General features: G+C 49.9%; 15 protein-coding genes. 2 read left to right on the top strand and 13 right to left on the bottom strand.

The genetic code is table 11. From position 1 onward, the window contains the following. Window positions 1-326: 326 nt before the first annotated feature. Window positions 327-1,472 carry a baeRF3 domain-containing protein gene (locus tag BLP63_RS05725; protein ID WP_092589950.1) on the top strand — a complete coding sequence of 382 codons (1,146 nt, stop codon included), beginning with the start codon at window positions 327-329 and terminating at the stop codon, window positions 1,470-1,472. 149 nt (window positions 1,473-1,621) lie between these two features. Here BLP63_RS05725 and BLP63_RS05720 read toward each other — a convergent pair whose 3' ends face one another. The 3 genes from BLP63_RS05720 to BLP63_RS05710 all read right to left on the bottom strand — a co-directional run bounded on the left by BLP63_RS05720 (window position 1,622) and on the right by BLP63_RS05710 (window position 5,300). Next, window positions 1,622-2,833, bottom strand: coding sequence for a GerMN domain-containing protein (locus tag BLP63_RS05720; RefSeq protein ID WP_092589949.1), 1,212 nt, complete (start codon window positions 2,831-2,833; stop codon window positions 1,622-1,624). 168 nt (window positions 2,834-3,001) lie between these two features. Continuing rightward, on the bottom strand, window positions 3,002-4,315 hold the full coding sequence (locus tag BLP63_RS05715) for an alpha/beta hydrolase (RefSeq protein WP_170829315.1): 1,314 nt from the start codon (window positions 4,313-4,315) through the stop codon (window positions 3,002-3,004). Window positions 4,316-4,787: 472 nt separating this feature from the next. Beyond that, complete coding sequence (locus BLP63_RS05710) at window positions 4,788-5,300, bottom strand: GNAT family N-acetyltransferase (protein ID WP_092589947.1); 513 nt, start codon at window positions 5,298-5,300, stop codon at window positions 4,788-4,790. 130 nt (window positions 5,301-5,430) lie between these two features. On the opposite strand from BLP63_RS05710, the gene BLP63_RS05705 reads away from it, so the two are divergent. Next, window positions 5,431-6,621: a MalY/PatB family protein gene (locus tag BLP63_RS05705; RefSeq protein ID WP_092589946.1), complete on the top strand. Its 1,191-nt coding sequence runs from the start codon at window positions 5,431-5,433 to the stop codon at window positions 6,619-6,621. A 108-nt stretch (window positions 6,622-6,729) separates the two neighbouring features. On the opposite strand, the gene BLP63_RS05700 is transcribed toward BLP63_RS05705, so the two are convergent. The 10 genes from BLP63_RS05700 to BLP63_RS05655 all read right to left on the bottom strand — a co-directional run bounded on the left by BLP63_RS05700 (window position 6,730) and on the right by BLP63_RS05655 (window position 17,900). Beyond that, the gene (locus BLP63_RS05700) at window positions 6,730-7,908 is read right to left on the bottom strand and encodes a UxaA family hydrolase (protein WP_092589945.1); all 1,179 of its coding nucleotides are present in this window, start codon (window positions 7,906-7,908) and stop codon (window positions 6,730-6,732) included. Window positions 7,909-7,912: 4 nt separating this feature from the next. Further along, the gene (locus BLP63_RS05695; protein ID WP_092589944.1) at window positions 7,913-8,191 is read right to left on the bottom strand and encodes a UxaA family hydrolase; all 279 of its coding nucleotides are present in this window, start codon (window positions 8,189-8,191) and stop codon (window positions 7,913-7,915) included. 15 nt (window positions 8,192-8,206) lie between these two features. Next, window positions 8,207-9,871, bottom strand: a complete 1,665-nt coding sequence (gene ilvD / locus BLP63_RS05690; RefSeq protein WP_330387097.1) for a dihydroxy-acid dehydratase — start codon at window positions 9,869-9,871, stop codon at window positions 8,207-8,209. Between the two features lie 87 nt (window positions 9,872-9,958). Beyond that, window positions 9,959-11,233, bottom strand: a complete 1,275-nt coding sequence (locus tag BLP63_RS05685; RefSeq protein WP_092589943.1) for a nickel pincer cofactor-dependent isomerase, group 22 — start codon at window positions 11,231-11,233, stop codon at window positions 9,959-9,961. Window positions 11,234-11,323: 90 nt separating this feature from the next. Beyond that, the gene (locus BLP63_RS05680; RefSeq protein ID WP_170829314.1) at window positions 11,324-12,409 is read right to left on the bottom strand and encodes a zinc-dependent alcohol dehydrogenase; all 1,086 of its coding nucleotides are present in this window, start codon (window positions 12,407-12,409) and stop codon (window positions 11,324-11,326) included. Window positions 12,410-12,428: 19 nt separating this feature from the next. Continuing rightward, on the bottom strand, window positions 12,429-13,934 hold the full coding sequence (locus tag BLP63_RS05675; RefSeq protein WP_092589941.1) for a tripartite tricarboxylate transporter permease: 1,506 nt from the start codon (window positions 13,932-13,934) through the stop codon (window positions 12,429-12,431). A 12-nt stretch (window positions 13,935-13,946) separates the two neighbouring features. Next, on the bottom strand, window positions 13,947-14,402 hold the full coding sequence (locus BLP63_RS05670) for a tripartite tricarboxylate transporter TctB family protein (protein ID WP_092589940.1): 456 nt from the start codon (window positions 14,400-14,402) through the stop codon (window positions 13,947-13,949). A gap of 98 nt (window positions 14,403-14,500) precedes the next feature. Continuing rightward, the gene (locus BLP63_RS05665) at window positions 14,501-15,538 is read right to left on the bottom strand and encodes a tripartite tricarboxylate transporter substrate binding protein (RefSeq protein WP_242870809.1); all 1,038 of its coding nucleotides are present in this window, start codon (window positions 15,536-15,538) and stop codon (window positions 14,501-14,503) included. Window positions 15,539-15,591: 53 nt separating this feature from the next. Beyond that, window positions 15,592-16,617: a 4-hydroxythreonine-4-phosphate dehydrogenase PdxA gene (gene pdxA, locus BLP63_RS05660; protein ID WP_092589939.1), complete on the bottom strand. Its 1,026-nt coding sequence runs from the start codon at window positions 16,615-16,617 to the stop codon at window positions 15,592-15,594. After that, window positions 16,614-17,900: a four-carbon acid sugar kinase family protein gene (locus BLP63_RS05655; protein ID WP_092589938.1), complete on the bottom strand. Its 1,287-nt coding sequence runs from the start codon at window positions 17,898-17,900 to the stop codon at window positions 16,614-16,616. Before BLP63_RS05655 ends, pdxA begins: the two co-directional genes overlap by 4 nt. Window positions 17,901-18,076 lie beyond the last annotated feature (176 nt).

The following is an 18,076-nucleotide window of genomic DNA, read 5'->3' as shown; positions in this document are numbered from 1 at the left end:
TTTGATCTCCTCCTCAAAAACATAATCACTCCATATATTGATATCTTACCCCTAAGTGTACTAATTACTCAGAGTTGCATGGCATGGATTTCCATTTGTCAATATTGGGAGAGCTGTTTTGCAACACCCCCCTTTTTCCTCCCCTAAGCCCCAACTGTCCCCAACCCGCCCCTTTTCCCGCCGCCCTGTTATCCCCTGCACAGAAATGGGTATCAATATAATCACAAAATATATCATTGCCGGGCATCCCTGCCCGCGCATCAGCACAATCTGTAAACCGGCATTTTACCCAGACCAAGCCTGAAAAAGGACAAAGGAGAAGTCCCATGGATACGTTTAGAAAACAGGATCTCGAACGTTTGCTACACGTTGAAGCAGAAGGCTGTGTCACCATCTATATGCCGACCTTCAAAGCCGGCCCTGAGGTCCAGCAGGCCCCAATCATGCTGAAAAATCTCGCCAAGGAAGCAGAGGAACACCTTGTGCAGCTTGGCCGCCGAAGGCCTGAGGTCCTCGAATCACTCAAGCCTATAGAAAAACTGATTCACGACTCTGAATTCTGGAAGCATCAAAGTGACGGTCTGGCTGTATTTCTTGCGCCAGAGACCTTTGAGACCTTCAGACTGCCGCTCCACTTCGAGCCTGCGGTTTCAATCGACCATAAGCTCAATGTCAGGCCACTGCTGTCCCACTTGCAGGATGATGGCACCTTCTACATTCTTGCCATCAGCTTGAATGATGCGCGTTTTTTCAAAGCCAGCAAATTCGAAATTGAAGAAGTTGAAATTGAAAGCCTGCCTCTCAATAAAGATCAAGCCCTCGGGCTTGACAAGTCTCAATCCATTTCTTTGAAAAACGCCGCGGGCGCAGCCTTTGGCGCTCCAACCCACGGCTCCCTTGAACTCAGTGACATTGAAAAAACAGAAATTCGCCAATACTTCAGAAAAGTTGACCATGCGCTTGCAGAACAGCTTAAAACGGAAAAAGCCCCACTCGTCGTGGCCAGCGTGGAAGCCTTGTTCTCCCTCTATAAAGAAACCAACACCTACCCACACCTGATGGCGGACTGCCTGAAAGGCAATCCTGAACCGCTCTCCCCTGCCCAGCTCCATGCAAAAGCTTGGCCGATGGTCGAGGAAAACTTCACTGCACCAATGGCCACCACCCTCGACAAATTCTCCATGCTTTACGGACAAAAGAGCCCTCTCGCCTCTGCCAAACTCGAGGAAATCTTCTTCGCTGCCCACCAAAGCCGCGTCGAAGCCCTCATGCTGGCTAAATCTGCCGCCCAGTGGGGCAAATTTGACCTCGACCTTCAATCCCTCGAGCCCGTCAGCGTGCCCGAACCAGGACACCGCGACCTCCTCAGCGCCATCACCGCCTCAGCCCTCCTCACCGGAGGCGCTGTCTATGTGCTGGAGCTGGAAGATATGCCAGAGGAAGAGCCTATTGCGGCGGTGTTCAGGTATTAGGCGGTACATTGAAAATTAAGTGAAAAACAGCAAAAGCAATAAGGAAGGAAGCCAGGGCAAGCCCCGGCTTCCTTTTATTGTTATGAGGAAAAGGTACTGGGGAACCTTTTGGTTGGGGACTGGGCCGAACCAAATCAAGCCGCACCAAATCACTCCAGCGGCTTATCCAGCAATACATTCCCAAGCGTTGCGCCCTTCTGCCCCTCCACAAGGATCTGAACCTTGTCTATACTCGGAAACTGCTTAAGTGTCTCGAGGATTGAAGACAACGTCATAATTTCTCCAGCGCTGCCTCCAGGATGGTTGTCTACAAATTCCCTTGAAAAGTCCACGGTGCAAATGCCATCCGCAATTGAGACGCCAAGCAGCCTCGTCCCATCAGGAATCGTTGGCCTTAAATTATCAGACTGAGGCCCCCAGATAAGCCCCATGACAGCCGCTTTGGCAACAGCACCATCCGCCACCAGCATGGTGCGCGACTCAGGAAGAAGGCCATCTGCATTCGGCGTTGCGAAATATAGCGTCAGCGACACCTCCGTCAGCTGACCACCCATATATAGGCTATAAGACACCGGAAAGGCTTCATCCGTCAGCTGCAGCAGCTTCTCGAACGCTATCACGCCAGCGCCTTCCCTGATAACCCTAAGCTCATAGTAAGACGTTCCCACTTCCTGATGCCGGATGGTATACTGCTTCTTTCCATCGACAACTTCAACCTTTTCAATAATAGCGTCCAATTTCGTCCAGCGGCCTGTTCGGTCCGTCAACGTCTCTGTCCAGGTCGTCCCAGCCACAAGAGGTGTTTCGGTCAGGGTCAGCCGGTCAAACCTGGAGTCCAGCATCCGAGGCGCAGCCAGCACCTGGACCATAGCATTGCCCTGAAGGACATAGCTGAGCTGAAGGGACCGGTCGAATGTGGCCTCCCCACCAGAGCTGTCCTCAATCTCCCCGGAAACCACATAAGTCCTGCGGTTTGCCGCCGCCTCTATACGGTCCAGTGTCATAGTATGACCATACTCGGCAAAACCGCTGTAGATCCAGGTATAGCCCGTTTCGGACGGCAGCAGCGCCGCCAGAGCTTCACCCTCATAGACCATGTCATCAATGCCAGCCGTCTTGGTATAAGCATTCCACCGCACATCCTTGCCCAGAAGCTCTGCCACTTCTCTCATAGGGACGTAAGTGCGTTTGTTGTAGAGAAAGTTGTCCATAGTGACAGGGCTCCCATTGACCTGAACCTGGATCAAATTGCGGTAGACCCGGATCATTTCACTGGTATCCGCCCCGCCTGAAACGATAAATCCCGCCGCGAAGCCCATCATCAGCAGCGTCATTGCAACAATAAACCATACGCGTCTCATTCCTTCACCTCCAAAAAATTATAATTTCCAAACAACGAAAGCGCCAATAAACAGTACCTGTAAAGCCCTGCCTCAAATCCCAAAAACACGCACAGACGTCAAGAGCCCTATGCCTGCTATTGCCTGCCGTGACTGCCAACGCCTGTGCTATGCCTATGTTTTAGCTTGTTACTTCACAAACTCCAGGATGGACTGAACTACCGCCACATCCACATGATTCGCCACATTATATTCATCAGGGGTACTCAGTGTCCCTGACTCAGCACCTTCAACGCCACCACCCGCCATCATCAGGTGGTTCAGCTCAGGAAAGCTTTTCAGCGTGACGCCATTTCTGCCGGAAAGCGCCGCTGCCCAGATCCTGAAATCCTCCATGGTCACCTGGTAATCACGCTCCCCTTGCAGGATCAGCAGCTTCAGGTTGAGCGTCTTCGCCACTTCAGCCGGCTGGTAGCCCTGAAGGTCCAGCCAGTAGGCTGCCGAAACCCCGAGAAGCTGATCCGGCGGCGTCTGCGGATCCAGCTTTGGATCCTGAATGCGAGCGACATGTTTTTCGACCTCAGTGAGATTCGCTTTTTCATATTCCGTCACCTCTCCGTCGATTCCAGCAAGGTAAGTCATCTGTTCCAGCATCAGCACTTCGAGCGGCCGCGCGGCTCCAGCCATGATGATCAGACCTGCAAGATCCCTCGACTGCACCCCAATCCTGGGCGCCAGCATCCCCCCAAGGCTGTGCCCCAGCACGTAAATCCTGGAAGGATCCACCTCAGGCAGAGACTTCACCAGCTCAATGGCCAACAAGACATCCTCAATACTCTCCTCCTGAACCGTCAGGTCCGGCATCTCCGCCATCAGCTTCTGCCCATGCACCAGCGTCCGCTTGTCATACCGCAGCACCGCGACTCCCTCAGAAGCCAGTCCCAGCGCTAAATCCTTAAAAGGCTTGTTGGGGCCGATGGTCTCATCACGATCATTCGGACCCGACCCATGCACAAGAATCACCACCGGCAGTCCCTCTGCATTGTCTGCCCCCACCACCGGCAGCGTCAAAGTGCCAGGCAGCGCCCAGGCACCCTCTCCAATAACGACCTCCCGCTCCACCAACCGCTCAAGATCCGCATAGTGTGGAGTTTCATATGCCGGCATCTCCGTTTCAATATTCTCTGCAGGCTGGAAGAACAACCCGGACATTCTGTGATCCGCGTTGAACACCATGCGCAGATTGAGGGGCGACTTCTCAAACTGGGCTGTCACTATGATCACATCATAGCCCTCTGAGACTTCCTGCTTCCTGGTGACCTCTTCCTTGTAGGCGCCAAACTGCCCTATGACCTGTTTCCACGCGCCCTCCAGCTGAGCAGCAGGCAGCGCTTTCAGCATTTCAGCGTCAAAGTAAGACGTGGCACCCTGAAAATCCTCTGCCGCAAGAGTTTCAATAAATTCGGTCGCCAGAGCATTAATATCCCCTTCGAGAGGTTCCAAAGCCGGCGGTTCTTCTTTCTTGGCACATCCGGCTAAGGTCAGGACGGCTGTTAACAGTAAAGCGCCTGTTATTAAAAACATTGAATGGAAATTAAGCCTGAAACAAAAACCCCGACTGTTCTTAAATGATCCCAAAATTGTCACAACCTTTCTTGGCGGTGCTTCATAACTCTGCTTTTATTTATCCTATTCTTAAATATACCTTTATTTTTGGGGTTTATTCCACGAACAAAAAAAACTGAATCCCAGCAGCCAATCCAGTGCTGAAATTCAGTGTATTATTCAGAAAAAAACTTCTCGATTATTTAATCAAATGACTTTAGAATGCCTTAAAACAATTTTGTAACGACAACAAAAATCCCATAGACTGCTAACAGCAGTAAATTGGTTCTCATTCAAACGGGGATTTTCTTATACCAAGGCTGCTTCAGTTCCTGCATGGTCATAACTCCTCTCAGGTTATACAAATAGATCAAAGCTGTTCTTTTAAAACCATGACATAAGACGGCTCCTCCTGCTTAAGGTCGTCATGCCATTTCATGCCCTCATAAGCGAAACCCAGCTTCTCAAGGATACTTGCGGAAATAGTATTCCTTGGATCAACAGAGGCTATGAGTCTGTTTATTGAGTTTACACCCAGCAGGTGTTCAATGCAAGCTTTGGCTGCTTCAGTGGCATAACCCTTTCCCCAATAGGCTTCGGCGAAGTGATAGATCAGCTCTGCCTCATCCGTCCTTTCACCTGGATTAAAGCCGCATGCGCCTATGATGCGGTTCAGTGACTTTTCTTGAACACCATAGACTGAAAATCCGCGTTGAAGAAACAAATTCTGATAATAGAGTACCGCCCTGAGCTCTCTTTCCTCACTGCCCGCCCCACCACAATAGCGCATAACCACTTCATTTCCCCAAAAGGTCATTATAGCCTCAATATCAGCAGACTCAAGCAGCCGCAGACCAAGACGTTCGGTTTCCATTAAAAACATATAGGCAGCCCCTTTCCTGAATTTTCAATTCTTTTTCCTTGTACCAGAGCATGTCCTCTCTAAAATTGGGTAACAGAAAAAAGTATGTGAGATACGTTTGAGACCTCAATGATCCGAAAGGAGCCCTCATATGACCGAAAGCTACAATTTCGACGACATCCTGAATCGACAAAACACGGATTCGCTAAAATGGGACTGGCTGAACAAATTCCTTCCCGAAGCCCCTGAAGGCGCACTGCCACTCTGGGTCGCGGACATGGACTTTCCCGTGGCAGAGCCCATCCTTGAGGCGCTCACTGCTTGCCTCGACCGCAAAGTCTTTGGCTACAGCTACTATAGATCTGAAGCCTACTTAGACGCTGTCACAGGATGGTTCAAACGAAGATTCGACTGGTCCATAGACCCTGAATCCATTTACTACAGCCCCGGAGTTGTCCCTGCCATAGCGGCGCTCATAAGGATCCTGACAGAGTCTGGAGATTCCGTCATCATTCAGCGACCCGTCTATTACCCTTTCACAGATAAAATTGTCAACAACGGACGAAACGTCATCAACAATCCACTCAAGCTGGTAAGCGGACGCTATGAAATGGATTTTGAAGATCTTGAAGAAAAACTTAAAGCTACGGACACCAAAGGCTTGATTCTTTGCAGCCCCCACAACCCTGTGGGCAGAGTCTGGGAACCAGACACCCTGAAGCGCGTTGTCGAGCTCTGTAAAGCCTACGGTAAATGGATCCTTTCTGATGAGATCCATGGAGACCTGACCAGAAAAGCCATCAGACATTATCCTTTGGAAGCCCTCTGTCCTGAATATAAGGATAAAATTATAACCTGTACGGCGCCGTCGAAAACCTTTAACCTCGCAGGCCTTCACCTCTCCAATATCATACTCAATGATCCGGCGCTGCGCAAGGCCTGGTCTGAGGAGGTGGACGGCCGTCTGTCCATAGGCATGGCGAGCCCGTTTGCCATTGTATCCGCTATTGCAGCTTACAATCAGGGTGAGGTCTGGCTGGAGCAGCTGAGAGCTTATCTGGATGACAATATTGAATTCGTCTATGACTATTTCAAAAACAAGCTTCCCGAGGCCATCGTGCACGAAACAGAAGGCACTTATCTCGTTTGGGTCGACCTGAGATCTTATGAAAACGATCCAAATAAGCTTGAAGAAAAGATGCTCAAAGAAGCCAAGGTTGCCCTGGACGAAGGCTATTTCTTTGGTCCTGAAGGAAACGGCTTCGAGCGCATCAATGTGGCTTGTCCAAGGGCGACGCTGAACGAGGCCCTCGAGCGGATGACGAAGGCGCTTCTAAAGTAACACACGCTTTTCACCCACGAGTTAAACCTTTTTTTCATAAAAGGGACGCCAGTCCAAATGGCAGTTATAGCCATTTGAACTGGCTTCCCTCTTTAGTTTTTTCCTGAGTCACACACTCGCGCCGCAGCGCCAAACGCCAAACTCGCTGAACCCGTAAACTTCCGCTTTTGTCACTTTGCCATTTGCCACTTTAACGACCTCTTCAAAGACTTCTCTCCCGAGCTCGTCCACAGTCTTTAGGCCTTCAAGAATGACACCCGCATTGATGTCAATATTGTCCTTCATCTTTTCGTAGGTAATGGAATTCCCAGTGAGCTTGATCACCGGCACCAGCGCGTTGCCCACCGGTGTACCGCGGCCTGTGGTAAAGACACAGATCTGGGCACCGCCAGCGACCATCCCTATGACAGAATCCACATCAAACCCTGGCGTGTCCATAACGACCAGACCTTTTCGCGTGGGTCTGACCCCGTAGTCCACGACCTCAACAGTAGGCGTTGTCCCGCCCTTGAAAATGCACCCCAGGGATTTTTCCTCAATGGTGGTAATCCCACCCTCAATGTTTCCTGGCGATGGATTCCCACCTCTCAGGCTGCCGCCCCTGGCTTCGACAGAAGCCTCCAGACGGTGCACAATATTGAAGATATCCTCAGAGACTTTGGGATCTATGGCTTTAGAAGCCAGGACATGCTCAGCGCCAATAAATTCTGTCGTTTCGCTCAAAATGGTCGTTCCACCTGCCGCAACAATTAAGTCAGACGCATAGCCCATACTTGGATTGGAGGCTAAGCCAGACGTTGGGTCAGAGCCCCCGCACTCGAGGGCGACTACAAGCTCAGACAGGTCACATTCAACTTTTTCCTCGCAGGACATGGACACACTGAGTTCAGTCGCGTAGCGGATGCCCTTCATAATTGCGTTTAGCGTCCCACCCTCCTCCTGAATCACAACCGTATGGACAGGCTTCCCACGTTTCGCGATTTCCGCGGCGACCATCTTGGGCTGAGCGGTTTCACAGCCAAGGCCAACCACGACCACCCCATAGACATTCGGGTTTGACCCTAATCCAATCAGGATATCAATGGTCCGCTTCGCATCTGCCCCCATTTGACCGCAGCCTTGCTGATTCTGGAAGGTGACCGCACCCTGGACCTGCTCTGCAATAATTCTCGCGGTTTCACCAGAACACGACACAGTAGGGAGAACCAGAATTTTGTTTCGGATGCCAACCCGGCCATCCGCACGCTTATAACCCATAAACTTTTTAACCTCTTCTGGAGCTGTCATTCCGTCACCCCCTCAGCGTCACAATATTGTGGACATGGGCATACGCCCCGGGCAAAATCCTTGCTTTGGCCTTGCCTATGACCTCGCCGTACTTATAGACCAGCTCACCCTCTGCAATCTCCACAAGGGCAATCTTATGGAAAATGGGAATGGACTCTTTTACCTCAAGCTCATAAACTTTCCCGAAACCTTTGACTTGAATCCGCTCACCCTGGCTCAAATCCCGCAGCGCAGTCGCCACGGTGTCCTTTTCATGAATGAGCAGTACCTCTGATACTGCCATAACTCACCAGCTCCTTTAATCCCATACCGCGCCATTCTTGGCCTGTGGCTTCACTTTGCCATATAAACCCAGCACACCTCTGACCTTTTTCTCCAGAGGCACCCAGTTTTTGCGGCGATCCTTGAGCTCAGCCTCAGAAACCTCTAAATTAAGAACACCCCTTGGAATATCGATTTCAATAAGATCACCGTCCTCGACAAGTCCAATTGCGCCGCCAAGGGCGGCTTCAGGTGACACATGGCCTATGCATGGCCCTCGTGTGGATCCGGAAAAACGCCCATCTGTCACAAGGGCTGTGGTATTCGCAAGGCCCGTGCCCATCAGCATGGCGGTAATCTGCTGCATTTCCCTCATCCCCGGTCCACCCGTTGGACCCTCGTAGCGGATCACAATGACAGAGCCTTCCACGATTTTACCCGCCTTGACAGCCTCAATAGCCGCCTCCATGGCGTCAAACACCACGGCAGGCCCCTTGTGGACACGCATGTTTTCTGCGACTGCGGACTTCTTGACAATAGCCCCTTCAGGCGCGAGGTTGCCCCAGAGCACCTTCAGTGCGCTGTTATCCGCAATGGGATTCGAAACCGGCCGGATCATTTCTTTGTCTGGCCACTCAGCCGCTTCAATGATTTGGCCGATGGTTACGCCACCCACCGTCTGACATGCCTGATCCACATAGCTTTCCAGCGACTTTAAAACCGCAGGCACGCCGCCGGCACTGTGAAAATCTTCAACCGGTCGCGGCCCTGAAGGATTGATCTTCGCAATGTATGGAACGTTTTGGTACCGGTCGAAAATTTCGTGGTTGAGCGGAATATCGAGCTCATTCGCAATAGCGGGAATATGCAAAACCGCGTTGGTCGACCCCCCTATGGCCATGACAAATTTCACCGCATTTTCAAACGCGGATGGCGTCATGATATCTGAAGGCTTCAGATCCTCTTGGAAGAGTCTCATGATTTCTTTGCCGGCGCGCTCACCATCGGCCAGCTTCTCTTCAGAAGCAGCGAACTGGGTCGCCGAGTGCGGAAATGCCATGCCAAGGGCTTCACACAGACAGTTCATAGTATTAGCCGTGCCCATCATGGCGCAGCTGCCTACGCCCGGACAAGCCTTTTCCTCTATTTCATGGAGTTCCTCAAGGGAGATCTGTCCGGACTGCGCTTTGCCAATAAACTCGCGCATCAGCGACAGTGTCAGCTTCTGGCCCTTGTGTTCACCGGCATGCATGATGCCGGGCGTCACGAAGATGGACGGGATATTGACTCTGGCCGCTGCCATCAGCATGCCCGGCGTAATCTTGTCACAGCTGGAAAGGAACACTGCAGCGTCAAAGCGGTGCGCCTGCAGCATGATTTCTATGGAATAGGCAATGATTTCGCGGCTCGGAAGTGAATATTTCATGCCTTCATGGCCTTGCGCTATGCCGTCACAGACACCTATGGTATTAAACTCCAGCGGTGTTCCTCCTGCTTCCCGAACGCCCTTTTTAACGCGCTCTGCGACCTCCCGCTGAGGGACACAGCCTGGCACAACTTCGTTGAAACAATTGACCACGGCTATGATGGGTTTGTTCAGCTGGTCTCGTTTAAGCCCCATGGAAAACAGCAGCGCCCTGCTTGCAGCGCGGTCAGAGCCCTCCGTGATTTGAAAACTTCGCAGCTTTTCTGACTTAATCAAAGTGATCACTCTCCCTGTCCGAGCTTGCAAGTGTCATAGGGACCTTGTTTTTTTATTGACAGAATGGCGCCAGTTCGGACGATTCTATTAAAACAGATTGCCTTTTTCATTGAAATTCAGAGCATACGGTTCGCTGATGACACGCATAAAGGGGCTCTTTTCAACTTCTTCCAGAAGATTTTCTGAGACTTCGATTTCTTTGACGGCGACTGTATTTTTAATTCTTACAAATCTGACTTTTGTTTTGTCCAAAATATTGCAGGTTTTTATGGCAGCCTGAATGGCATGTTCGTCATTTTTAAGGACCATAGGGATTTTGACACTCATAGGTACCGTGGAGGTCAGGGAATTGGGATACGTCATTTCAAACACGAACTTGTCATAAGCCCTGCGGGTTGTGAAGTCGAGGATGCCCAGGCCGTTGCCGTTGCCGTGAGAGCGATCGGTGATGTCGAGCACAGAGACTCTGGTAATCTGAGGACCACCACTGGCATAAGGCGTATGATAACGGCCTACCATGTTGGTGTCAAACCCCGTGCCGCTGATGTCTTTTCCAATCTCATCTATGATGAGGACGTCCAGCTGGTCAAAATAGAGCCGCGGTGACAGACGTTTCGCTTCTTCCTGAAGGCCTGGCTCTGCCTTTTCAATTTCATCTTTCATCAGAACTTCAATCCGGCAGACTTCATGATAGGCATTTTCAAGAATACCGACTGCGAACAAAATATTCGTCTTTTCAATAACCACACGCCCTATGGCAGGAATGTTGTGCGCCATTTTCCCAAAACCCAGCTCATGACAGATGTCCGCGCCTTTTTGTTTGCCCAGTCCTATGGTGACCATTTTCATAAGACCGCTCTCAAATGGACCGCGAAATGCGACGTGAGGCTTGACGCGGTTGATGATGACAATCCCATCGGCTTCATAAGCGTACTTGTCTATGTTGCAGGGCAGCCCATCCTCTGATTCGCCCACAACTACAGTATCCATAGTCGCGCGAATAGGTGCCCCTACATAGTCCTCTCGTATACCCATGCCAATCAACATTTCCTTTTGGCCCTCTGCTGTCGCGCCGCCGTGACTGCCCATAGCAGGCACAATAAACGGTACGCCGCCGGCGTCTTTAACAGCAGCCACTACGCCCTTGACCACAAGGGGGAGATCCGTGATGCCACGGCTGCCCACAGCAAGGGCAACAGACATACCGGGCGTAATTTTGGCGGTAATATCCCTGGCTGACATTTTGGTTTTGAGCTCACCTTCGACGTCCGTCAGTTTTGGCCTTTCAAAGGTCTGTTCCACACGGACAACCTTTGGGATAGGGATGGGATCCAGCAGTCGGTCAATCGTTTCCTGACTCATTAAAGCACCTCCAAGCAGTAATTCACAGAAAAATTCTGACAAAAGAGACCTCAAGCGAGGCCTCTTTTTCGTTTCAAGACGGGCAATATTTTATGGTTTGATCGCGACTCTCAAGCATTCTGAACAGGTCGCTGCCAGATCAAAGCCTGCTTCCCAATCGTCAAGGTCAAAGACGTGAGTTACAAGAGGTTTAAGCTGAACGGCGCCCGTACCAAGCAGATGAAGGGCAGTATGCCAATCATACGGAATTTGGGAGATTTCACCATAGACAGTAATTTCTTTGACTATGATCTTATAAGTATCCACCGGCGCTACTATGCCGCCGCGAATGCCACCGCCGGCCCATAGGACTTTGCCGCCTTTTCGCACAATGTCCAGAGACTCTTCAATGGGCTCCACAGATCCTGTATTTTCCAGGACATTGTCGACGCCAATCCCATTGGTTTTCTCCAGGATAATCTTCCTGAGATCTTCCTTTTCCACATTGATCACAGTATCTACGCCCATAGTTTTGGCCATTTCCAGCCTGAAGGCCTCATCCCGTTCAAGGCCGGTCATAAAGATTGGCCCCGCGCCTATTGCCTGGCAGACCTGCGCCATCAAAATACCTCGCGCGCCAGGACCTAAGATGGCTACGGATTCACCGGCTTTGATCCCCATCCTGGAAATAACGCTGTGGATGGAGCCAGCCGTTGGCTCTACCAAAACTGCCTCGACATCAGTGATATTATCCGGGAGAACATGGAGCTGCCACTCTGGCCAAACCGTATATTTGGCAAACCCACCGCCTGTCATGAAGTGCGCGCGGCCTTCCATAGGAGAAATTGTGTTGCAAATGTTGAATTTCCCTTCCAGGCAGTTTGGACAGTGGCCACAGTAGAAGGTAACGATTTCGTGTACGACTCTGTCACCCGGCTTCACTCGCGTTACTGCCGGACCGACTTCTTTGACGACAGACACAATTTCGTGGCCGACCACCACTTTCTTTGGCGACGTTTTTACCCCTTTTTTGTCAGCTTTCCACTTATGGATGTCACTGCCGCAAATACCGCAGTAAACTACTTCACACAGCACATCATGAGGCGCGTATGGATTGTTTCCAAGCTCTGGGACTGGCACTTCTTCAAGCATGATATCACCATTTGGGTAAGCGACAAGACCTTTCATCATTTCCATGAGACCACTCCTTATGTTTTTAGGATTTGGACATTGCAGATTTGATAGCATTAAACAACCGATCTGAAAGCGGTGTTGCCTGGAAAACTGATATGGCTGCTATGATAAGGAGGACAGTGGAAATTGGGTTGCTGAAGAATATCATCCAGCTGCCGCCGCTGATCATCAAGGATTGATGCAAGCTGACATTGAGCATTTGACCGAGGATCAGGCCCACGACCATAGGTGCGGTAGGGACGCCAATCTTGTCCATAAAGTAGCCTAAAAGACCAAAGATCAGCATCATGTAAACATCAAAGAAGCTATTGTTGATGGCGAACGAGCCAATGACGCAAAGAATTATGATGATTGGTGACAGGACTTTATTAGGCACACGTGTCACATGAATGGCAGCCCTTGTAAACATCAACCCCTCGAAAAACATGAAGAAGTTTGAGAATAACAGAGCCCAGATCAGTGTATAAGTGACATCCGCATATTCTGTCATCAGTGTTGGTCCTGGCATAATGCCGTGAACCATCAGTGCGCCCATCAAGATAGCAGTCGCAGAGCTCCCCGGTATCCCAAGGGTCAATGTTGGAATCAACGCGCCGCCAACGACTGCGTTATTTGCGGCTTCAGATGCAGCGACACCTTCAATGTCGCCTTTGCCAAAATTATCTTTATTCTTTGAAAACCGTTTTGCTTCATTATATCCAAACCAGCAAGCTGTATCTCCGCCCGTGCCAGGGATAATCCCCGTGAAGATACCTATTAGGCTGGAACGTAGAACGGTCACAATAATCTGTCTAATCTCTGCCAACGTCGGCAGCATTTTATCCTTGAATGAATTAATTCTTTTCTGGACGGCATCATCTTTCTCAATCAGTCGAATGGCCTGAGGAATCGAAAATAATCCAATTAGTGCCACCGTGAAAGATACGCCGGAGTAAAGATTGAGGATGCCAAAGGTAAATCTGGCACTCCCGGTAATCGGATCCATACCGACTGTAGCCAGCAGCAACCCAACCACACCAGACAGCAAACCCTTTACCGCCGAACCTTGTGAGAGCGATCCTATGATCGTAATGCCCAGGACCGCAACCGCGAAAAGCTCAACTGGACCAAACTGAAGGGCTACACTTCCAAGGATAGGGGCTATGGTCAATAAGGCGATTGAGCTAAGAACCCCACCAATCAAGGAAGCAAAAAGCGAAACCCCCAGCGCCTTGCCTGCTCTGCCTTGCTGCGCCATTGGATAGCCGTCAAGAACAGTCGCTGCGGCAGCCGGCGTACCAGGTGTTCTAATTAGAATAGCCGCAATGGATCCGCCATACATGGCGCCCATATAGAGAGAGGCCAACATGCTTAAACCTGTCGCGGGCGGCATATTAAACGTCAGTGGGAGCAATATGGCAATCGCCATGGTTGCTGACAATCCTGGCATAGCACCAACAAAGAGACCCAGAGCTGTTCCGAAGGAGATTGCCAGAAGGTTTGTTAAGGTCAGGACATTCGTTAAACCAATTTCAAGATAATCGAACACGCTGGCACCCCCTTAAAACATTGTGATTGGAATAGGCAAGTGAAGGAACCGGATAAAGAGCAAGTAGACAAAGATTGTAAAAAATGCAGCAATAATTAAGGCCGTCCTAAGTCTCAGTGCTTTGAGATACATGAAGATCCCAACGATAAAAATTGGCGTCACAATAAAATAACCTAAAATCTTGATCGAAAAAATATAGGCAGCAATGGCAAGGATAAAGACGATAATTCTATCATAATGAAGCTTTTCATTGTTTTCATCTTCATGGACGAGACCTTTCGCGGCTTCTTTCTTTGCCTTGAAGTAGGCCTCCAGATACATCGCTATAGAAAGCAGGACAATAATACCAATCAGTATTCTCGGTAATTGGTACGAGGTTTTCGACATTTTGAAAGTTTGTATGTAAAATACAATGGCAAATATAATGGTACATGTTGAGGCTATAGCAATTTTAGTTGTCCTTTTCATCACGCTTCAACCCCCTGAAACGCCCGAGTACTTCAGTCGACATGAGTTGCAGACAGGACTGACGCGTGTCAGCCCCGTCTGCAGCAGAATTGCCTGAATTACTGAGCGTATTCCCCTTTAACTTCTTCCCAAATTTCTGTAAAGACTGCCTCTTGCTCTTCCAGGTAGGCCATGTAGTCATCTCCAACCTTAATGTCGACTGGAAGCGCACGATCATCCGCGGCTTTAAGGAAATCAGGGTCTTTCGCCATTTCTTCGAATGCGGCGATCAGCGCCAGTCTGACATCCTCAGGGATGCCTGCCGGTGCGCTGTATCCGCGTGAAGACCCGTTAACGACATCATAGCCAAGCTCTTTGAGTGTTGGAACATCAGGTATAGCCGGGTTGCGTTCTTCAGAGAAAATTGCGAGAGGAATCAAGGTACCTGCTTCAATTTGTGGGAATGTGATGCCAAGGTTATTGAAGGAAGCGTCAATTTTACCGCCTGCAGCGGCCTGCCAGGAAGGTCCGTCACCTTCAAATGGGATCATGTTGAAACGGATGCCGGACATTTTTTGGAACATCAAGACGGTAAAGAAATCGTCGCCGCCAACACCGGAGTTGCCAACGGTAATAGTGTCCGGATTGGCTTCAGCTGCTGCAATAAGCTCTTCAGCAGTTTTATACTTACTGTCCTTGCCTACGACAATAATCCCAGGATCTGTGACGACGTTGGCAATTGGTGTGAGCTCGTCAATATTGTAAGTAATGTCTGAGTTCATGATGTAGTTGGTTTGAAGCATAGGTGTATTGGTGATACTGATGGTATAGCCGTCAGCATCCGTTTGTTTTGCCAGTTGTGTCCACGCTATAGCGCCCGTCGCACCCGGAATATACTGGTTGACAAAAGACTGGCCAAGGATTTCTGTAAGGAAAGGCTGTGTCAGTTGTGCCAAAGCATCACTGCCGCCGCCGGCTTTAAAGCCCTGAAGAACTGTGATTGGTTTTTCAGGATAGTTGCTTTCAGGCTCTGCAGGTGTTTCCGCAGGCGTTTCTGCAGGAGTTTCAGCAGGCGCCGCTGGCTCAGGTGAGCACGCAGCCATTGAGAACATTAGGATCGCGGCCAGCATTAACATCAGGATTTGCTTGAATTTCATCAATATTGCCTCCTTTTTAGTATAAATCTGGACCATACGTAAAATTCCAATAGCTAAAGATCACCCCCGGAATTATAAAATTTATTTTCTGCCATAGTGATGGCAAGTCGCATGGCGGCTTCCATGCTGTTTGCAGATGCTCTGCCCTGTCCAGCCCTGCCAAAGGCCGTCCCATGATCAACCGAAGTGCGGATGATGGGGAGTCCAAGTGTCACATTGACACCCTCATCAAAGTTGATGATTTTCATTGGGATGTGACCTTGGTCATGGTACATGACCACCATAACTTGATATTCTCCGGCCTTTGCCCTGACAAACAGACTGTCCGGAGGAACAGGACCAATAATTGTGGTAGCTGGATCTTCAATTCTTGCCGCTTCAATGGCGGGAATAATTTCCTGGATTTCTTCTGTACCGAAAGCGCCATTTTCCCCGCTGTGTGGATTTAGCCCGGCAACAGCTATTTTTTTGTTTTCTAAACCGCTCAGTTCAATGACCTCTTTAGCCAACCGTATGACGACGCCAACCCTCTTTTGGGTTGCCCGGTCACACGCTTGCCTGAGTGAGCAGTGCGTACTGACGTGGATGGTGTGGAGTCCGTCAGCGAACAGCATCATGGCATAATCTTCGGTATCCGTCATTTGAGCGAAAATTTCCGTATGTCCCGGAAAATGATGTCCTGCAAGATGGATGGCTTCTTTGTTGAGAGGCCCCGTTACAACGGCGTCTACTTCCCTGGCTTTTGCGAGCTCTATGCCTTTCAGGACATAAGTGACAGCCGCTTCACCTGCGACGGCGTCTACTTTGCCGTACCCAAGGGAGGAGACACCTGGCACCTCCATGTGAAGGACATCAATGGTGCCAAATTCGAAACGGCCCTCTTCCGGTGAGCGGATCACATTTAATTTCAAGGGAAGCTCAACGAATTTAAAACAATACTCAAGCCTTGTCAGGTCACCAATGACCAGCGGCCGCGCCTGGTCATAGAAAGCCTTGTTCGCCAAAGCCTTTACCGCTATTTCTGCGCCTACGCCACAAGGGTCTCCCATAGTGAGGGCAAGTATAGGTCTTGGTTTCATTCGGTACCTCTTTCTTTTAAGTACTTGTTTTTCAAATAGGCAATCCCTTCAATAAACGCGCCTTCCGTGCCAAACCCACCGGCTTTGGTTATGATGCCAAGCCCATTCAACGGGCCGCCAATGACTGTACCGTAAGGAAGTCCCACCTCCATCTCTTCAACCATCTTGACGCCGGCACCTTCTATCCCTCTGAGAATATACAGTGCTGTGGAGCCTCCGGTGACAATAATTCCAGAAAAGAGATGATGTTTTAACAGCGCTGCAGCAAAGTTCTGAAGTCCTTTGCCAATATTGGCCGGGAGCTCACGTTCCTCTGATATATCACGTCTCGCGCGATCACGGCTTGCCTTTCTCGCCTCTGCGCATTGATAGGTGTGAAGGATGATGTTCTTATTTTCCCTCAGGAGGGTTTCAGCCTTTTCGAGAGCTTTCGCAATCATGTCCGGATCCTGCATGCAATCTGGATCAAGGAAAACCTCCCCTGCGGCTTGTGCGCTTGTGGCGGCATCCATCAATCGGCGGTTATGGGGGTGGACGCTGCCCACTATGATCATGACCGGCGGTGCCTTTGGCTGCGTAAAAACTTTGCTGCTGGAGAGCATGACACTGGACATCCCTGCCGAGCCACAAAACAGCATAGGCGGCAGCAGCGCCCGATTGACTGAGATAAGGACTTCAAGGTCTTCATTGGTAACGGCGTCTGCGACAACCATGCATTTACCATTTCCAGCAAAGCGCAGCAAGGCCTCTGTGACGGCCTCAACACCTTTTCGAACAGTATTCAAATCAAGCAGTGAGACATTTAACGAAGTCTGTTTCTTTAGAAGCTCAGGCAGATACGATTCCCGGACAGGGCAGCCCGGATCCTGAGCAAAAGGCGTTTCCTCAAGCAAAATACCGTCTATGTAGAGAGACCCGCTGTGAACCGTACGCTGCAGATTTGGAAAGGTCGGACAAATTAAAGCCAATGGAATACCAATAGTTTCCATTATTGACTCAACTTCCGCGCCTATGTTGCCGCGAAACGTGGAATCTATTTTTTTGTAAATGTTGTCTATGCCCAACTGAAGCAAGTAAGTGGATACCTCTTTTGCGACCTCTGCTGCCTCCTGAGGGACAGACTCCCGGGTATTTGTCGAAATAGCCAATACATCACAAAAACCTGACTCTAACTGGAACCCTTCAGGATAATTCAAAACACAGCTGGAAAAACCATATTTGCTGAAATACACGGCTGTGTCATTTGAACCACTCAGGTCGTCGCCAATAATTGCTATACTCATTTCTGCAATCCCTCCTTCAGGGACACTCTTTGTTGCATTCTAATAACGCAAGGTTTGTGCCAATTAAATTTCAGCAGGCATTTTACTTGTATGCCTTGCTCTAACTGCCGCTTGTAATTTTTCATAATATTTCGAATTGTTGCGCAATAAAAATGCAACGTTGCATTTGCAACGTT

It is taken from the genome of Acidaminobacter hydrogenoformans DSM 2784 (genome assembly GCF_900103005.1).
GTDB classification, from domain to species: domain Bacteria; phylum Bacillota; class Clostridia; order Peptostreptococcales; family Acidaminobacteraceae; genus Acidaminobacter; species Acidaminobacter hydrogenoformans.
This window is presented reverse-complemented; position numbering and strand designations above follow the sequence as displayed.